Below are 16,029 nucleotides of genomic sequence, written 5' to 3'. Positions count from 1 at the left end.
AGCGTGCTGACAGGCAGCCCTTGCTAACATGGGCGATCGCCCGATCGCCACGTGCTCCCCGCCCGATGCCCCCGCCCTCCGCCACGACTCCACCGGCACCGCCCGCAGGCGACGCACCGCCGCCGGGCATCCTCGCGCTGTTCATCGCGTTCACGCAAATCGGCCTGACCAGCTTCGGCGGCGGACTGAGCGGGCGGATGATGCGCGATTTCGTCTACGAACGGCGCTGGCTCGACGAAGAGGCGTTCCTCAACGGCCTCGCACTGTCGCAGGCGTTGCCGGGCGTCAACGTGAAGAACCTCGCGATCTGGATCGGCTACCGCCTCGCCGGCTGGCGCGGCGCGGTGGCCGGCTTCACCGGCATCATCGCGCCGCCGGCCGTGCTGATCGTGCTGTTCGGCGTCGCGTTCTCGACCCTCACGCGCTTTCCGCTCACGCACGTCGCGCTCGCCGGCGCGGCGGCCGCGGCGATTGGCCTGTCGATCTCGATGGCGATCACCGCCGTGCGCCGGCTGCCGCGTCGCGTGCTGCCGTTCGCCGTGATGGCGCTCACGTTCGTGTCGGTTGCGGTGCTGCACTGGCCGCTCGTGTGGACCGTGCTGATCGGCGGCACGCTGAGCGTCGCGCTCGAATACCGCCGCGCGGCCGCTACATCGGCCGAGCGCGACGCACGATGAACGCGTCTGCACGCTATGCCGCCCTGTTCGGCGTATTCGCGCCGCTGTCGATCGCGACGATCGGCGGCGGGCAGGCCATCATTGCCGATATCCAGCGGCAGGTCGTCGACGTCCATCACTGGATGAGCGCCACGCAATTCGTGAACGACTTCGCGATCGCGCGGATGGCGCCGGGCCCCGGCTCGCTGCTGGCGACGCTGATCGGCTGGCAGGTGGCCGGCTTCTGGGGCGCGGTGATCGCGACGCTCGCGCTGTTCGGCCCGACGGCTTTCCTGATCTACGGCGTCGCGCACCTGTGGCGGCGGCACCAGGGCGCGCGCTGGCAGATTGCGCTCGAAACCGGCCTGCGCCCGGTCGCGGCCGGCATGATCCTCGCGTCGGTGTGGGTGCTGCTGCAGGCGCTCGACGGCGGCTGGGCCGCGCGCGCGATCGCGGTTGCATCGACGCTGTGCGTGATCTACACGCGCCTTCATGCGCTGCTGCTGATCGCGATCGGCGCGCTGCTGCTCGTCGGCGTACACGCACTCGGCGGCGTGTAGCGCACACCGCCGTCGCAGCGCGACCGGTACGCCTAGGCGCCGCGAAACTGCGGCGCGCGACGCTCCGCGAACGCACGCAACCCTTCGTCGAAATCGGCACCTTCGCACGCTTGCCGGCGCAACTCGGCGATGCGTTCGAACGCATCGGCAGGCAGCGGCCGCGCGTCCTGCAGCACGCGCAACTGCTCTTTCACCGCATGCACGGCCAGCGGCGCCTTCGCGGCAATCGTGCGCGCGACGTCGAGCGCCGCGTCGTCGACACCGCCCGGCTCGGCCAGCCGGTTCACGAGCCCGTGATGCGCGGCGCGCTCCGCGTCGAGCGGCTGCGCGCAGAAGAACATTTCCTTCAGCACGTGAATCGGCAGGTTGTCGTAGAAACGCAGCAGGCCGCTCGTCGAATACGGCAGGCCGATGTTCGCCGGCGTCATCGCGAAACGCGCATCGCGCGCCGCGACGACTAGATCGCAGCTCATCACGAGATCGACCGCCCCGCCCCACGCCGACCCGGCCACCGCCGCGATCACTGCCCCCGGATAGGTCCGTACACGCCGCAGCGCGCGCTCAAGCGGCTTGCCATATGCGAGCGGATCGCGATCGTCGGCCAGTTCGCGCAGGTCGTGCCCCGCGCTCCACACGTCGCCGCTGCCGTCGTTCGACAGGATCACGACGGGCGGCGGACGGTGTCCGGCGAGCGCGTCGAGGCGCGCGACCAGCGCATCGAGCAACGGTGCGTCGAGTGCATGCCGCCGCGCCGGATTCGCGAACCGCACGCGCGCAATCCGCTCGCCGACCATCTCGACCGTCACGGCCGACGCGCTGTCGTGTTTCGTCATGTCGGTCATTGCACGGCCTCCGCCACGGCTTCCGCCTGGAAGATCGCGCGCGCGGCCAGCAGTTCGTCGATCGCATCGTCGCCGTAGCCCGCTTCGCGCAGCACGTCGACCGTATGCTCGCCGAGCAGCGGCGGCGCATGGCGCGTGCGGGGCGCCGGCACGTCGTCGCCCATCCCGCCGAGCGGCGTGACGACCTGGCGCAGCGTGCCGAGCGTCGGATGGGCGACCGGCTCGACCAGCCCGCAATGCGCGAGCTGCGGATCGTCGAACACTTCGTCGAGCGTATTGATCGGCCCGGCCGGCAAACCGGCCTCCACGAAACGCTGCGTCCATTCGCGCTTGCCGCGCGTGCGCAGCCGGCTTTCGAGCAACGCCTTCAGTTCGTCACGGTGCGCGACGCGCGCATCGTTGGTCGCGAAGCGCGGATCGTTCGGCAGCTCGGGCAGATCCAGCAACTGGCACAGTCGCAGCCACATGTCGGTCGTGATCGGCGCGAGGTTGAGCGGGCCGTCGGCCGTCTCGAACACGCCGTACGGCGCGATCACCGCATGCGCATTGCCGGTGCGGCGCGGCACGTCGCCGAGGCTCAGGTAGCGTTGCCCGTGCACGCTCAGCAGCGACACGAGGCTTTCCAGCAACGACGTGCCGACATGCTGGCCGCGCCCGGTGCGCTCGCGCTCGAACAGCGCGGCCATCACGCCGGTCGCCACCCACATCCCCGAGCTGAGATCGCCGATCGCGGTGCCGGTGCGGGTAGGCTCGCCGTCCGGGAAACCGGTCAGGCTCATCAGCCCTGCATAACCCTGCGCGATCTGGTCGAAACCCGGCCAGTCGCGCAGCGGGCCGCGCGGGCCGAATGCGGTGACGCTGCCCATCACGAGCCGCGGATCGCGCGCGCTCAGCACGGCATAGCCGAGCCCCATCGCGTCCATCGTGCCGGCCTTGAAATTCTCGATCACGACGTCGGCCTGTGCGATCAGGCGCCGCACGACGTCGAGGCCGGCCGGCTGCCGGAAGTCCACGCAGATGCCGCGCTTGTTGCGGTTGCAGGACAGGTAGTACGTACTCACGCCGCGATCGAACGGCCCCCAGGTGCGGCTCATGTCGCCGTGCGGCCCCGACTCGACCTTGATCACGTCGGCGCCGAGATCGGCGAGCACCATCGAGCAGAACGGCCCCGACAGCGCGCGACTCAGATCGACGACCTTGATTCCCTTCAATGCCTGCATTCCGGACTCCTGATATTGACGACTGGGTATGGCGTGGATATGAACACGGGACGTGCGCCGTTCATTCGGGCAGCGTCTGATGCCGCGTCTCGACCGCGAACGGCAGGATCAGGATGCCGAGCCCGAACACGGCCGCGGTCCACGCGACCGGCACGCCGAGCGATCCGTAGCCGTGAATCGCGGCGCCGAGCAGGAAGTTCACGCCTGCACCGATGAAGCGGCCGACCGATGCGTTGAATGCGAACGCGGTGGCCCGCACGCGCGTCGGGTACTGTTCGGGCAGCCACAGCGAGAAGATCGCGAAGTTGCCGCCGAAGAAACCGAGGAACGCGAGCGACACCATGAAGGCCGTGAGCCCGTTCGGCTGGTAGAACGCCCAGCCGAACGCGAACACGATCGATGCGGCCATCCCCGCGAAATACACGCCGAGCGCGGTGCGCCGGCCGAGCCGTTCCGACAGCCACGGGGCAACCAGGCAGCCCGCGATCGTCGCGCACGACAGGATCGCCGCGCCGATGGACGCGAGCCGCAGCGCGCCGACGTGATCGATGCCCGCCCGCGCCGCCAGCGTGCTGACCGCGCTCGCCTCGTAGACGGAGCCGGCCCACAGCCCGACGATCGCGACGCCGACGAGGCTCGCGCTCGTCAGCGTGCGGCGCAGGAACGCGGGCGCGAAGATCTCGCGCAGCGGATGCGCACGCCGCGCGTCGGCCACGTCGCCATCGCGCGCGTCGTGCCGGCGCCACTGCCCCGGCTCCTTCACGCGCATCACGGTGAACACCGCGAGCAGGGCGGGCGCAAGACCGCACAGGAACATCGCGCGCCAGCCGTAGGTCGCGCCGATCGTGTAGTTCAGGCAGGCGGCGATGAAGAAGCCGAAGTAGTAGCCCGTCTGCAGGTAGCCGGCGCCCATCTTGCGACGGTCTTCGGGCCAGCTCTCGGCGACGTAGGTGCCCGCGAGCGCCCACTCGCCGCCGACGCCGATCCCGGCGATCAGCCGGCACGCGGCCAGCGCCCATACGTCGTGCACGAACGCGGCCGCGCCGGTGAACACCGAGTAGATCAGGATGCTCGCGGCAAGCGTGCGCACGCGGCCGAAGCGGTCGGCAAGCGGCCCCCAGATGAACGACAAGCCCCAGCCGATCAGGAACAGCGCAAACAGGATCGAGCCGTACATCCCCAGATTCGCGGGCGTCGCCGCGATACCGGAGGCCGGGAGCAATTCGGTCAGTGCGGGAATCAGCACGAGCGCGTAGATCACCGAATCCACGCCGTCGAGCACCCAGCCCGCGTACACGGCCCAGAAACCCTTCACCTGCTCGCGCGTGAGCGGCGTACGCCGCGGCTTCGCGCCGGCCGCCGGCGCGTCGATCGCCTTGAACATCTTCGTCTCCTTGCCGGCGGGGCCGGCACGTTCGCCGCGTCCGGTCCGGGATGGCCGGCAGTCGGGCTCTTTTGTGAGACGAGTATAGAAACACCATCGATCGCGGAAAAATATGATATTCATCTTGCTCGATCGGATTGGCTTATGGCTTGAATCGGGAGACGGCGGCGATGGACTTGAGACAGTTGCGCTATTTCGTGAAGGTCGTCGAATGCGGCAACGTCACGCATGCGAGCGAGGCGCTGCATGTCGCGCAGCCGGCGGTGAGCCAGCAGATGCGCAATCTCGAACAGGATCTCGGGATGCAGCTGCTCGAGCGGAGCGTGCGCGGCGTCGCACCCACCGCCGCCGGCCGCACGCTGTATCAGCACGCGCTCGAACTGCTGCGCCAGGCCGACGGCACGCGCGAGCTGCTGCGCCGCGACGCCGAAACGCCGCAAGGCCGCGTGACGGTCGGGATGCCGTCGAGCACCGCGCGCGTGCTGGCCATTCCGCTCGCCCGCGCCGTGCGCGACCGCTATCCGGGCATCATGCTGGAGCTGATCGAGGCGCCGAGCGCCGATCTCGACACGCTGCTCGAACGCACGCGGCTCGATCTCGCGATCGTCGTCGATGCGGTCGACACGCGCGGCATTGCGATCCACCGGCTGCTGACCGAAACGCTGTACCTGATCACGTGGCCCGGATTCCAGGTGCCGGACGATCCCGTGCCGCTCGATGCGATCGCGCGAATGCCGCTCGTGCTGCCGAGCGCGCCGAACACGATCCGCAACCGCGTCGACTGGGCGATGCGCGAGGCCGGGCTGTCGTACGAAATCAGCTTCGAGGCGAGTTCGACCGGGCTGCTGTTCGCGGCCGTGATGGCGCAACTCGGCGTGACGATCCTGCCGTGGACGGCCGCGCACGTCGAGATCGAGGAGCGCAAGCTCAAGCTGTCGACGGTCGCGCACCGCCTGTTCGCGCGCGACCTGTCGCTGTGCTGGCACGACACCGCGCTCGTCAGCAACGCGGTGCAGAAAGTGAAGGCCGAGATCGTCCGGCTGTTCGACACGCTCGGGCAGCGGCCCGAATGGGCGGCCGGCAATGGCGATCGCGCGTGACCGGCGCCGCCCGTACCTTGTGCGGCCCCGCCGCGCGTACTAAGCTCCTTCCACCTGGGTACCGCTGACACTGCCACTTCTCTTCGCCGCTCGGTACAAGCGTCGGGGGAAGGAGGCCGTTCGTGTCCCCGCTCCAGTCTGCCTGGCTTCTGCTGGGCGTCAGTGTTCTCGCCGAAGTGCTCGGGCTCCGTCGGCCTGAAATTGTCGGCCGGCTTTTCCCGCCCGCTGCCGTCCGCGATCACGGTCGTCTGCTATGCGTGCGCCGTGTGGCTGATGGCGCTCGCGACGAAGCGGCTCGAAATGGGGCTCGCCTATGCAAGCTGGGCCGCTGCCAGCACGGCGGCCACCGCCGTGATCGGCATCGTCTGCTTCGACGAATCGGTGTCGTCGCTGAAGCTCGCCGGCATCGCGCTGACCGTCTGCGCGCTCGTCACGCTCAACCTCGGCGATGCGGCAGCGCGATGAGCGATGCGCAGGCGCCCGGCGGGGCATTGACAACGCCCCCCGGCGCTCCTTAACGTTGCTCCCATCGTAACCATCACCGGTTCAGCTTAAGAGGTTGTCGGCCCGCTCGTGCTCGACACCTCTGCCTTCATCGAAGGCCTGCTGCTTGGCGCCGGCCTGTTCACGTCGGTCGGCCCCAAGGACGCCTTCGTCATCAAGCGCTCGATCTCGAGCCCCCATCTACTCGCCATCGCCCTCGTCTGCGCAGGCAGCGACGCACTGCTGATCGCGCTCGGCGCGCAGGGATTGTCGTCGTTGCTGTCGCGGCATCCCGCCGTGGTGTCGGCCGCGCTGTGGGCCGGTATCGCGTATCTCGCCGGCTACGGCCTGCTCGCGTTGCGCTCGGCGATCGTGAGACGGCAGCCCGGGCATGTCGACGGTACACGCGCCGGCAGCGGCGAGCCCACGCTGTCACGCACGGTGCTGGCAACCGCAGCCGTTTCGCTGCTCAATCCGTATGCGTGGATCGATACCGTGCTGCTGCTCGGTACCGTGATCGTGAGTCACACGCCGTCCACGCGCGCGCCGTTTGCGATCGGCGCGATGACCGCGTCGCTCGCATGGTTCCTGATGCTCGCCTATGGCGCACGCGCGTGCCGTGCGTGGTTCGCTCGCACGCTCGCGTGGCGGGTGCTCGACGGCTTTGTTGCCGTGATGATGCTCGGCTTCGCGATTCGATTCGCGATCGATGCGCTTTAGGCGTCAGCGGCCGGATATCGACATCGTGCGGAACGTGTCGTGTGCATTGCTATGCAGTTCGAAACCGATGCCAGGCGCCTGCGGCACGCGTGCATATCCCGCGTCGACGGCTTCGCCATCGGCCAGTCCGCTGAACGGATGGAACGCGAACGGACTGACTTCCGCGCCGCCGAGCCCGAGCGCCGCGACGACGTGCAGCGCAAACAGATGGCCACCGTGCGGCCAGAACGCTTCGCGCCGCCAGCCGCGCGACACGAAGTGATCGACGATCTGCAGATAGCCCGGCAGCCCGTAGCAATGCACGGGATCGAACACGAGCATGTCGCGGTCGCTACGCAATCCGCCGTAGCGGTCAAGCAGCTTTGCTTCCGCCAGCGAGAACAGCGCTTCGCCGGCCGCGATCGGCGAAGCGTATCGCGTGGCGATGTCCGCCTGAAGCGGCAGGTCGAGCGGATCGCAGATGTCCTCGAACCACCAGAGATCGAAGGGCGCGAGGCTCTCGGCGGCCGTGCGGGCAGTCATCGCGTCGTACGTGTTCATCGCGTCGACCGCGAGATGCGAAGCCCCTGCAAGGTGCGCGGCAGCAACTTCGATGCGGCGCCGGTCCTGGTCGAGATCCGCGCCGCCGATCTTGATCTTCGCGTGCGTGTAGCCGAGATCGGCGATACGGCGCATCTCGTCGGACAGGCGCGCGAGATCGTCATGCGGATAACGGTAGCCGCCGCCCGCGTACACGCGCACGCGCGGTGCGGCGGCGCGTTCGAGCCGGTCGGCGAGCAAGCGATGGAGCGGCAGGTCGGCGATTTTCGCGGCGGCGTCCCAGATCGCCATGTCGAGCGTACCGACCGCGACGCAGCGTTCGCCATGTCCACCGGGCTTTTCTCCGGCCATCATCGCGCGCCAGGCGCGGAACGGGTCGAGGTTCGTGCCGGATTCGTCTGCGAGCGTGCCGGCCGCAGCCAGCAGGCGCGGCGCGAACCGTTCGCGGATCAGGCCGCCCTGCGCGAAGCGGCCGATCGATGCGTAGCCGTAACCCGTCACCGGACTGCCGTCGCGCACGACGTCGGTGACGACCGCGACGACGCTCGTCGTCAGGCCCCCGGATGGAATCGCCGGATCGGCATAGCGGGACACGGGAATCGCTTGCTCGTGGATCGCGGTGATGCGCATGGTCGGGGTTCCGGGAAAACATGCGGTGCTCGCAGGCCATGCACGCGACGGCCGGTGCGACGGGCGGATCGTCGCATCATAGGCGCTTGCGCGATGTCTTGCAGGCACCGGGCGCGATCGCGAGAGGGGGCGAAACCGGCCGAGCGTGCAACCACGCTCGGCGAGCTGTTTTCGAACCGGATCGGGTTTTACTGAGGCGGAATCCCCTGCTTGCCTCCCTGCTCCGTGAACCGGGCGGGTGTCGGGTGACCAAGACAAGCGTGGATCGACTCTACCGGCCCGCTCACGCGAAGACGAAGTACTTGCGCACCGTCTCCACCACTTCCCACGTCCCTTTCATGCCGGGTTCAATGACGAACACGTCGCCGGCTTTCAGGTGCACCGACGCCTCGCCTTCCGGCGTGATGATGCAGTAGCCATCGAGAAAGTGGCAGTACTCCCATTTCTCGTAGTTCACCTCGAACTTGCCCGGCGTGCAGATCCACGTGCCCATGATCTTGCTGCCGTCCTTGGAGAGGTACGCGTTGAGGTTCACGGTGTGCGGATCGCCGCCGATGCGCTTCCACTTGGTCGCATCAAGGACCGGCGTCGGGCAGGTTTCGCGCAGAACGGTGATGAAATCGGACATATCAGCTCCAGACTAACGATCGTAAATGAGGCTTGTCACGTTAGTTCGAAAGCGTTGCCGGGACTTGCATGCTTCCGACACCGACTCGTCTATTTTCGACACGGGCTTGCGTGCTAACGTGCCGGCGGTGCGTTTCGTTCGGCCTGGGTGTCGCGATGGCGCCTCGCGTTTCAGTGCCGCCCTCCTCGTGTAGCCGGCGTATCGAGATGGCGCGCCATCGGGGAGCGCGAAGCCGTTTGCCAGCCGCCAACACGCCTCACTTGCAACACCGCGGCCAAACCCTGTAGAATTACGCGTTCTGCGGGCGTCGTATAATGGCCATTACCTCAGCTTCCCAAGCTGATGACGTGGGTTCGATTCCCATCGCCCGCTCCACACCATCTCAAACCCTCGCCACACAAGGCTTGCAGGGTTCTCCGGCAGTCACTGCCCCTCTTCCAGCGCTATCCGATCCTGAATGTGTGCCACGGGGGCATCTCCTTCGCGCGCCCGTCGCAAGATTTGCGGATCGGTAGCCCGCAATGGAAAGTCCGGCGCCTGCTGCTCCATCCGCAACGCACCTCCAGCCTCCCTCGTCCGACGACGTGCGAAGGCCGGCCCATGAGCGCAACGCCTACCTCATGCCGCCCGCAACATCACGATGAGGAGGGGCAAGCACAGCAGGCCATGAAGCACGATCGCGCAATACGCCAGCATCGCACTCGCTCCGGCATCGCGATCGGCATTCAGCAGCGCACCGATCGCCCAGACGAGACCGCCGAGCGAAACGATGCAGCACAGGACGACAACAGCCAGCGCAGTCCCGATCGCGCCGAACCCCGACGCCCCGGCAAAGGCATCCGGATTATTAAAGATCGAAATGCCGACGATGCCGGCAATCGCACACTCGGCGAGCGCGAGCGTCGCCGGGCCGCTACCGATCTTGCGACGTCCGGAAGTTGTTTCACTCATGGCTTTTCTCCCCAAAGGCCATTGGTCGTGGATCATGCCCACGCGTCATCTCTCACCATCGTTGCCAGCGCAACCACATGCGGAACATGAAGCGTCATGGCGGCCGTCATCGCCTCTTGTCATTCTGGCCGCGAGCAATCGAACGAAACGCGCACTGTTCATTGTCATCACGTTGCGCACGCGTCTCGCGCATCCGGTCATACCGGTTGCGTCAGCGATTCTACTCAATCGCCCGAACACTTCCGAACCGCCCAAAGAAAAAAGGACACACCCTCCCTCACCAGGAAAGCGTGTCCCAAAACCGGTGCCGGGGAGTGCGCCGTAAGCGCCAGCACCGATCAACCTTGCGTGGTACGAGCCCGTCGTTCAGCCAGCGTGCACGGCTTGCCAGGCCTCGTACAGGTCCTGCCCTTCATCGCGCGCACGGTGATGGACCAGCTTCATCTCGCGCGCTTCCAGCGGACGCGCGATCTCCACATACCCGCGCGCGGCCGACAGGTCGTACGGCTCGCCGTCCTCGTTCGAGTACGCGTAATACACCTCGCTGACGCCCGCCAGATACATCGCCGACAGGCACATCGAGCACGGATACCCGCTCGCATACATCACCGAGCCGCCCAGATCCGTGCTGCCGAGCGCCTTGCTCGCGGCACGCACGGCCTGCATCTCGGCATGCGCGCTCGGATCGCACGTCGCATCCACTTCATTGACCGAACGCGCGAGCACCTTGCCGTCACGGACGAGCACGGCGCCGAACGGCCAGGTCTTGCGCTCGCGCACGTTCTCCATCGCGAGGCGGATCGAGTCGACGAGGTAGGTATCGGTTTGAGACATGGCACTTCTCCATTCAGGTGAGATCAACTGCCGCGGTACGTCGAGAAGGACCACGGCGAGCAGAGCAGCGGCACGTGATAGTGCTGTGCCGGATCGAATACGGTGAAGCGGACCGGCACGACGTCGGACAGCGCGCTCGCGTCCTTGAAGTGCGCACCGATCGAGAAACGCAACTCGAACTGCCCGGCGCGCGCCGCTTCGCTGCGCAACATCGGCGCGTCGGTGCGCCCGTCCGCGTTGCTGACCGTCCGGTTCAGCAACCTGGGCGGCGTGACGCCCAGGTCGTACAGTTCGATCGGTACGCCGCCGATCGGCTTGCCGGTCGTCAGGTCGAGAACATGGGTGCTGATGCCTGCCATTCGCTTGCTCCAATTCGGGTCGAGGGATCCGGAATGAACCTGCCGCTCAGCTGCCGCGGTAGTACGTGTAATTCCACGGCCCGAACTGCACGGGCAGGTGCAGCCGCACCGATGCATCGGTGACGCGGAAGCGGATCGGCACCTGCGTCAGGAACGACGGCGACGGCAGCCGCGCACCCTTCATCCTGAAGTAATCGTCGACCTGCATCAGCAGCTCGTAATCGCCCGCCACGTACGTGTCGCCGATCAGCAGCGGCTCATCGGTCCGCCCGTTCGGGTTGATGACGGCCTTGCGGATCGGCACGGCCTCGCCCTTCTCGATCCGCGAAAACTCGACGTGCATGCCGGCCGCGGGTGCACCGTGGTAGGTATCGAGCAGGTGAATGGTCAGGCGCGGGCTCGCGCCATGCTGCGAGACCGGATCGGCCGCCTGCGCGGGTTTCAGCGCATCGCCCTGCGCCGCCAGCGGCGTCGCAGCCTGTGCGCGGCCGGCCAGCAGCATGCCGCCGGCGGCGGCCATCGACGCCATCACGAACTGCCGGCGCTCTCGCTTGATGAATTCGCTCATGATCAGGACTCCTTCGACTTGCGGGCATGCGCGATGCCGGTCACGACCAGCACGGCGGCCATCAGCTCGATCGCCGCGACGAGGTAAAGGCCCGGTGCAAGGCTGCCGGTTGCGCTCTTGACGAGCCCGAGCACATACGGCGCACCGAAGCCGGCCAGGTTCGACACCGAATTGATCAGCGCGACGCCGATCGCCGCGGCGCTGCCGGCCAGATACAGGTTCGGCAACTGCCAGAACACGGGAATCGCGCTCATCGTGCCGGCCAGCGCGATGATCATCGCGGCAATCGTGAACGCGGGCGCCACGCCCGGCATCCCGAGCAGCACGGCCATCGCTGCCATTGCCAGCGCGCCGCAGCCGGACGGTATCGCGAAGTGCCAGCGCACTTCCTTGCTCCGGTCGGAACGCGCGCCGTTCAGGATCATCCCGGCAGCACCGAACACGTAGGCCAGCGCGGCGATCCAGCCGATCACCACGGTGGCACCGAAACCCGAGTCGCGGATGATCGTCGGAATCCAGAACGTCAGCGCCGAATTCGCGCACAGCAGGCAGAAGAAGATCGCGATCATCAGCCACACCTTCGGGTTGCGGAACAGCGTGCGCCAGTCGTGGCCGCGCTCGCCGAGCTCGCGCTTGTCCGTGTCCAGCACGTTGCGCACGACCTGCTGCTCGGCGACGGACAGCCACTTCGCCTGCTCGGGCCGGTCGGTCATGTAGAAGTACGCAACGACCCCGGCCAGCACCGACGGGATGCCCTCGATGACGAACAGCCATTGCCAGCCGTGGAAGCCGTGCGAGCCGTCGAGCGACGTCATGATGCTACCGGCGAGCGGGCCGCCGAGCACGCCGGCAATCGCCGACGCCGACATGAACGTGCCGAACGCCTTTGCGCGCCGCGAACTCGGATACCAGTAGGTCAAGTACAGGATGATGCCGGGATAGAAGCCGGCTTCGAATGCGCCGAGCAGGAAGCGCAGCAGGTAGAACTGCGTCGGCGTCTTCACGAACGACTGCAGGATGCAGATGATCCCCCAGCCGATCGTGATGCGCATGATGGTCTTCTTCGCGCCGATCTTCTGCAACAGCGCGTTCGACGGCACTTCGAAGAAGAAGTAGCCGAGAAAGAAGATGCCGGCGCCGAGCCCGTAGACGGCCTCGCTGAACTTGAGCGTATCGAGCATCTGCAGCTTCGCGAAACCGATGTTCACGCGATCCAGCCACGCGAGCACCCACAGTGCGCAGAGAAACGGCAGAAGACGCCAAGACACCTTGCGATAGACGCGCTCTTCAAGCGTCGGCTCGGCCGACGAATAGACTGACGAATGCTGTTCCGTGACGGACACAGTTGTCTCCTGTAATGACTCGACCGTCCTGGGCCGGCGACGCGACCGCCCGTGTCGCCGCCACGCTGCGCAGCAATCCGGTCGTGCGTCGGCGGCTTGCCAGGCCGTGATCTTGTTGTGAAGCCCGACCATATCGCAGGGGTCCGGCAGCAGACAGGCTCGGGTTGTTATAGGCCCCATAGCAAACCGCGCTGCAGGCCGCCCCGTATCGCTTCGCGGGGCGTCGCCCGTCAAGCGTGGCGGCCGTTTCAGCGGCATCGGCGGCGCGCCCGCCCGTCGCGCGACGGCCGCGCGGACGCTCCGCCCCCGCCGCGCCCCGTTGACGCCGTTCGGCACTCGACGGCAAAGTGGAGCCGCTCAACGAACCCGGAATCACCATGCGCCACGACGATCCGCTGGACACCTACCTGCTTCGCGTGCTGTGTACGCTCGTCGAGGAACGCAGCGTGTCGCGCACGGCGATCCGGCTGAACCAGTCGCAGCCCGCGCTCAGCAGCGCACTGAAACGCTTGCGGAAGCTGTTCGACGATCCGCTGCTCACGCGCGAGAAGAACGAGATGGTGCCGACCGAACGCGCGCTGCAGCTCGCGCAGGACGCGCGGGTCGCGCTCAATGCGCTCGACAAGATGTTCAGCGCCGACGACGCCTTCGATCCGCAGCGCTCCGACCGCACGTTCACGATCGCGATGCCCGACTACCTCGCGCCGCCGTTCTTTGCCGACCTGGCGCGGCGGTTCCGCCAGCACGCGCCGAACTCGAAGCTCGTCACGCTGCCGATGGGCACCGAATACGACTACGAGAAGGCGCTCGCCGAAGGACAGGTCGACGTCGTGATCGGCAACTGGCCGACGCCACCCGAGCACCTGCACATGAACGTGCTGCTCGAGGACGAAATCGTGTGCCTGATGTCGAAGGACAATCGGCTCGCGAAGCCCGGCAGGCTCACCGCGGAAAGCTATATCGATGCGTCGCACCTGGTGCCGCTGCCCTACTCGAGCTCGCAGCGCGGCGTCGTCGAGAGTTCGCTCGCGACATTGCGCCTGAGCCGCGGCCGACAGATGTCCTGCCCTTACTTCAGTCTCGCGCCGTACCTCGTCAGCGAGTCCGACCTGATCCTGACGACCGCGCGGCATTTCGCGGCGTACTACGCGCGCCGCCTGCCGCTGCTGATCCGCCCGGCGCCGTTCAACTTTCCGCTGATGCGCTTCTATGTGCTTTGGCATCCGAACAAGCATCGCTCGAAGGCGCATGCGTGGCTGCGCGGGTTGTTGTCGGACAGCGGCGAGCGGCTGACGTCGGTTGCCGGCGCCGCATGACGCGCGCGGCGACGCGGGCCCGGAACCGCCGACGTGCGGGGCCGATGCCCCGGCTGGTATACGGCCAATAGGACTTGCCCACTTCTGGTCGCACCGGTGCGATTCCTATACTCGGAACCTCCATTCCCGCTCGAAGGTTCCTACAGACGATGTCCTCGACTCCACTCGACACCACCCGGCTCGCCGCGATCAACGCGATGGCGAAGGATCAGTTCGTTCAAGCCCTCGGCGACATCTTCGAGCACTCGCCGGACGTCGCCGAAGACGCATGGGCCGCGCGCCCGTTCGCTTCGGTCGACGCGCTGCACGACGCGATGATGGCCAGCATCCGCGCGCGCGGCATCGACGCGAAAAAGGCGTTCTTCGATCGCCACCCCGAACTGTCTGCACAGGCGGTGCGCGGCGGCGGGCTGACGCATGCATCGGTCAGCGAACAAACGAGCGCCGGCCTCGATGCACTGACCGACGACGAGGAAATCCGCCTGCAGCGGATGAACCGCGCGTATCGCGAGCAGCACGGCTTCCCGTTCATCATCTGCGTGCGCCACTACACGAAGGCCGGCATCTTCTTCGAACTGGAGAGCCGCGTGTCGCGCGAAACCGCATTCGAACTCGACTACGCGCTGAACCAGATCAAGGCGATCACGCGTCGCCGGCTCGACGCGCGCGTCGCGTGACGCGCAACGCATCCGTTCGCTGAAACGAGGGCCGAAGCGGCATGCGCGTCGGCCCTCTCGCCATATGGCCCCAACCCGGAGCGCGTCGGCCCCGGGGCCAGCGGCAGCGCGGCCGCCGCCCGCCGCAACCTTGCCAGTCGGATCAAACCAGTCCATAATCCGGCTCTTTCCGGTTGGCTGAACGGGAAATCCTTCAGGATCAACGGCTTGACGGCGTATCGCCGCTCCCGTCGCCACGTTCCGCAACCGCGCGCCCAGCCGCCTCGTCGAAGGCGGCTTTTTTGTACCGCGCAGGCGCGTCCCGCGCGCCCGATGCCCTCGCCCGCAACCGAGCCTTTCTCTGTACCGATGATGCACGACGATCCGAACGAAGCCGGCCTGCCGCCGCACGACGACGCCATTCCCGACGAAGCCGCCGAAGGCGCCGACGCAGTCAACCCGCTGCACCACCGCCGCATCCGCAGTTTCGTGACGCGCGCCGGCCGCGTGTCGACCGGCCAGCGCCGTGCGCTTGACGACCTTGGCCCGCGCTTCGTCGTCCCGTATGCGCCGGAGATGCCCGACTGGGATGCCGTATTCGGCCGCAAGGCACCGCGCATTCTCGAGATCGGTTTCGGGATGGGCGCATCGACCGCGGAAATCGCCGCGCATCGTCCGGGCGACGATTTCCTCGGCGTCGAAGTGCATGAGCCGGGCGTCGGCGCGCTGCTGAAGCTGATCGGCGAGCAGGATCTGCCGAACATCCGCATCATCCAGCACGACGCGGTCGAGGTGCTCGAGCACATGCTCGCGCCGGAAAGCCTCGACGGCGTGCACATCTTCTTCCCCGATCCGTGGCACAAGGCGCGCCACCACAAGCGCCGGCTGATCCAGCCGCCGCTCGTCGCGCATCTCGCATCGCGCCTGAAGCCGGGCGCCTACCTGCATTGCGCGACCGACTGGCAGAACTATGCGGAGCAGATGCTGGAAGTGCTCGGCGCTGAACCGACGCTCGAGAACACGGCTGCCGACTATGCGCCGCGCCCCGACTACCGTCCGGTGACGAAGTTCGAACGGCGCGGGCTGCGGCTCGGCCACGGTGTGTGGGACCTGGTGTTCCGCAAGCGCGCAGGCTGAATCGCACCGCCCCGCGCGGGATAAAAAAAGGTTCATCGAGGATTACCGGGGAACGCGGCGCGGATCTTGAGGAAGAAATATTCCTCGTCGCGGTACCCGTAG

The 16,029-nt window shown here is 67.2% G+C and carries 18 protein-coding genes and 1 tRNA gene; 9 read left to right on the top strand and 10 right to left on the bottom strand.

Going from position 1 to position 16,029, the window contains the following annotated elements:
- Positions 1–65 precede the first annotated feature (65 nt).
- Both BLA15945_RS32715 and BLA15945_RS32710 read left to right on the top strand, forming a co-directional pair.
- Positions 66–677 (top strand): chromate transporter, encoded by a 612-nt coding sequence (locus BLA15945_RS32715; protein ID WP_174994309.1) that lies wholly within the window; start codon positions 66–68, stop codon positions 675–677.
- On the top strand, positions 674–1,216 hold the full coding sequence (locus BLA15945_RS32710; protein WP_174994308.1) for a chromate transporter: 543 nt from the start codon (positions 674–676) through the stop codon (positions 1,214–1,216). The genes BLA15945_RS32715 and BLA15945_RS32710 overlap by 4 nt, the downstream gene beginning before the upstream one ends.
- A 32-nt stretch (positions 1,217–1,248) precedes the next feature.
- On the opposite strand, the gene scpB is transcribed toward BLA15945_RS32710, so the two are convergent.
- The 3 genes from scpB to BLA15945_RS32695 all read right to left on the bottom strand — a co-directional run bounded on the left by scpB (position 1,249) and on the right by BLA15945_RS32695 (position 4,662).
- A complete protein-coding gene (gene scpB, locus BLA15945_RS32705) occupies positions 1,249–2,058 on the bottom strand; it encodes a methylmalonyl-CoA decarboxylase (protein ID WP_059235679.1) in 810 nt (269 codons plus the stop codon).
- A complete protein-coding gene (locus BLA15945_RS32700) occupies positions 2,055–3,278 on the bottom strand; it encodes a CaiB/BaiF CoA transferase family protein (RefSeq protein ID WP_174994307.1) in 1,224 nt (407 codons plus the stop codon). Before BLA15945_RS32700 ends, scpB begins: the two co-directional genes overlap by 4 nt.
- Before the next feature lie 61 nt (positions 3,279–3,339).
- Positions 3,340–4,662: an MFS transporter gene (locus BLA15945_RS32695; RefSeq protein WP_059235683.1), complete on the bottom strand. Its 1,323-nt coding sequence runs from the start codon at positions 4,660–4,662 to the stop codon at positions 3,340–3,342.
- Between the two features lie 170 nt (positions 4,663–4,832).
- On the opposite strand from BLA15945_RS32695, the gene BLA15945_RS32690 reads away from it, so the two are divergent.
- The 3 genes from BLA15945_RS32690 (at position 4,833) to BLA15945_RS32680 (ending at position 6,965) form a co-directional block, all read left to right on the top strand.
- Positions 4,833–5,762 (top strand): LysR substrate-binding domain-containing protein, encoded by a 930-nt coding sequence (locus BLA15945_RS32690; RefSeq protein ID WP_059235685.1) that lies wholly within the window; start codon positions 4,833–4,835, stop codon positions 5,760–5,762.
- A 162-nt stretch (positions 5,763–5,924) separates the two neighbouring features.
- Positions 5,925–6,227, top strand: coding sequence for a DMT family transporter (locus BLA15945_RS32685; protein ID WP_233464345.1), 303 nt, complete (start codon positions 5,925–5,927; stop codon positions 6,225–6,227).
- 108 nt (positions 6,228–6,335) lie between these two features.
- Positions 6,336–6,965, top strand: coding sequence for a LysE/ArgO family amino acid transporter (locus BLA15945_RS32680; RefSeq protein ID WP_174994306.1), 630 nt, complete (start codon positions 6,336–6,338; stop codon positions 6,963–6,965).
- A gap of 3 nt (positions 6,966–6,968) precedes the next feature.
- Here BLA15945_RS32680 and BLA15945_RS32675 read toward each other — a convergent pair whose 3' ends face one another.
- Positions 6,969–8,135 carry an enolase C-terminal domain-like protein gene (locus BLA15945_RS32675; RefSeq protein WP_174994305.1) on the bottom strand — a complete coding sequence of 389 codons (1,167 nt, stop codon included), beginning with the start codon at positions 8,133–8,135 and terminating at the stop codon, positions 6,969–6,971.
- A 283-nt stretch (positions 8,136–8,418) separates the two neighbouring features.
- Positions 8,419–8,763: a cupin domain-containing protein gene (locus BLA15945_RS32670; protein ID WP_059235692.1), complete on the bottom strand. Its 345-nt coding sequence runs from the start codon at positions 8,761–8,763 to the stop codon at positions 8,419–8,421.
- Positions 8,764–9,063: 300 nt separating this feature from the next.
- Here BLA15945_RS32670 and BLA15945_RS32665 point away from each other — a divergent pair.
- A tRNA-Gly gene (locus BLA15945_RS32665) sits at positions 9,064–9,138 on the top strand.
- A 243-nt stretch (positions 9,139–9,381) separates the two neighbouring features.
- Here the strand turns inward: BLA15945_RS32665 and BLA15945_RS32660 are convergent.
- From BLA15945_RS32660 to BLA15945_RS32640, 5 genes are all read right to left on the bottom strand, one after another.
- Entirely contained in the window at positions 9,382–9,714 is a 333-nt protein-coding gene (locus BLA15945_RS32660) for a hypothetical protein (RefSeq protein ID WP_174994304.1), read from the bottom strand.
- A 366-nt stretch (positions 9,715–10,080) separates the two neighbouring features.
- Complete coding sequence (locus tag BLA15945_RS32655) at positions 10,081–10,548, bottom strand: nucleoside deaminase (protein ID WP_174994303.1); 468 nt, start codon at positions 10,546–10,548, stop codon at positions 10,081–10,083.
- A gap of 23 nt (positions 10,549–10,571) precedes the next feature.
- Positions 10,572–10,907, bottom strand: coding sequence for a hydroxyisourate hydrolase (gene uraH, locus BLA15945_RS32650; protein ID WP_059235698.1), 336 nt, complete (start codon positions 10,905–10,907; stop codon positions 10,572–10,574).
- A gap of 46 nt (positions 10,908–10,953) precedes the next feature.
- On the bottom strand, positions 10,954–11,475 hold the full coding sequence (uraH, locus tag BLA15945_RS32645; RefSeq protein ID WP_174994302.1) for a hydroxyisourate hydrolase: 522 nt from the start codon (positions 11,473–11,475) through the stop codon (positions 10,954–10,956).
- A gap of 2 nt (positions 11,476–11,477) precedes the next feature.
- On the bottom strand, positions 11,478–12,818 hold the full coding sequence (locus tag BLA15945_RS32640) for an MFS transporter (protein ID WP_174994301.1): 1,341 nt from the start codon (positions 12,816–12,818) through the stop codon (positions 11,478–11,480).
- A 377-nt stretch (positions 12,819–13,195) separates the two neighbouring features.
- On the opposite strand from BLA15945_RS32640, the gene BLA15945_RS32635 reads away from it, so the two are divergent.
- From BLA15945_RS32635 to trmB, 3 genes are all read left to right on the top strand, one after another.
- Positions 13,196–14,134, top strand: a complete 939-nt coding sequence (locus tag BLA15945_RS32635; RefSeq protein ID WP_174994300.1) for a LysR substrate-binding domain-containing protein — start codon at positions 13,196–13,198, stop codon at positions 14,132–14,134.
- 149 nt (positions 14,135–14,283) lie between these two features.
- Positions 14,284–14,811: a 2-oxo-4-hydroxy-4-carboxy-5-ureidoimidazoline decarboxylase gene (gene uraD, locus BLA15945_RS32630; protein WP_059235704.1), complete on the top strand. Its 528-nt coding sequence runs from the start codon at positions 14,284–14,286 to the stop codon at positions 14,809–14,811.
- 348 nt (positions 14,812–15,159) lie between these two features.
- Positions 15,160–15,927: a tRNA (guanosine(46)-N7)-methyltransferase TrmB gene (trmB, locus tag BLA15945_RS32625; protein WP_059235706.1), complete on the top strand. Its 768-nt coding sequence runs from the start codon at positions 15,160–15,162 to the stop codon at positions 15,925–15,927.
- Positions 15,928–16,029: the final 102 nt, after the last annotated feature.

This window comes from Burkholderia arboris (assembly GCF_902499125.1).
GTDB classification, from domain to species: domain Bacteria; phylum Pseudomonadota; class Gammaproteobacteria; order Burkholderiales; family Burkholderiaceae; genus Burkholderia; species Burkholderia arboris.
This window is presented reverse-complemented; position numbering and strand designations above follow the sequence as displayed.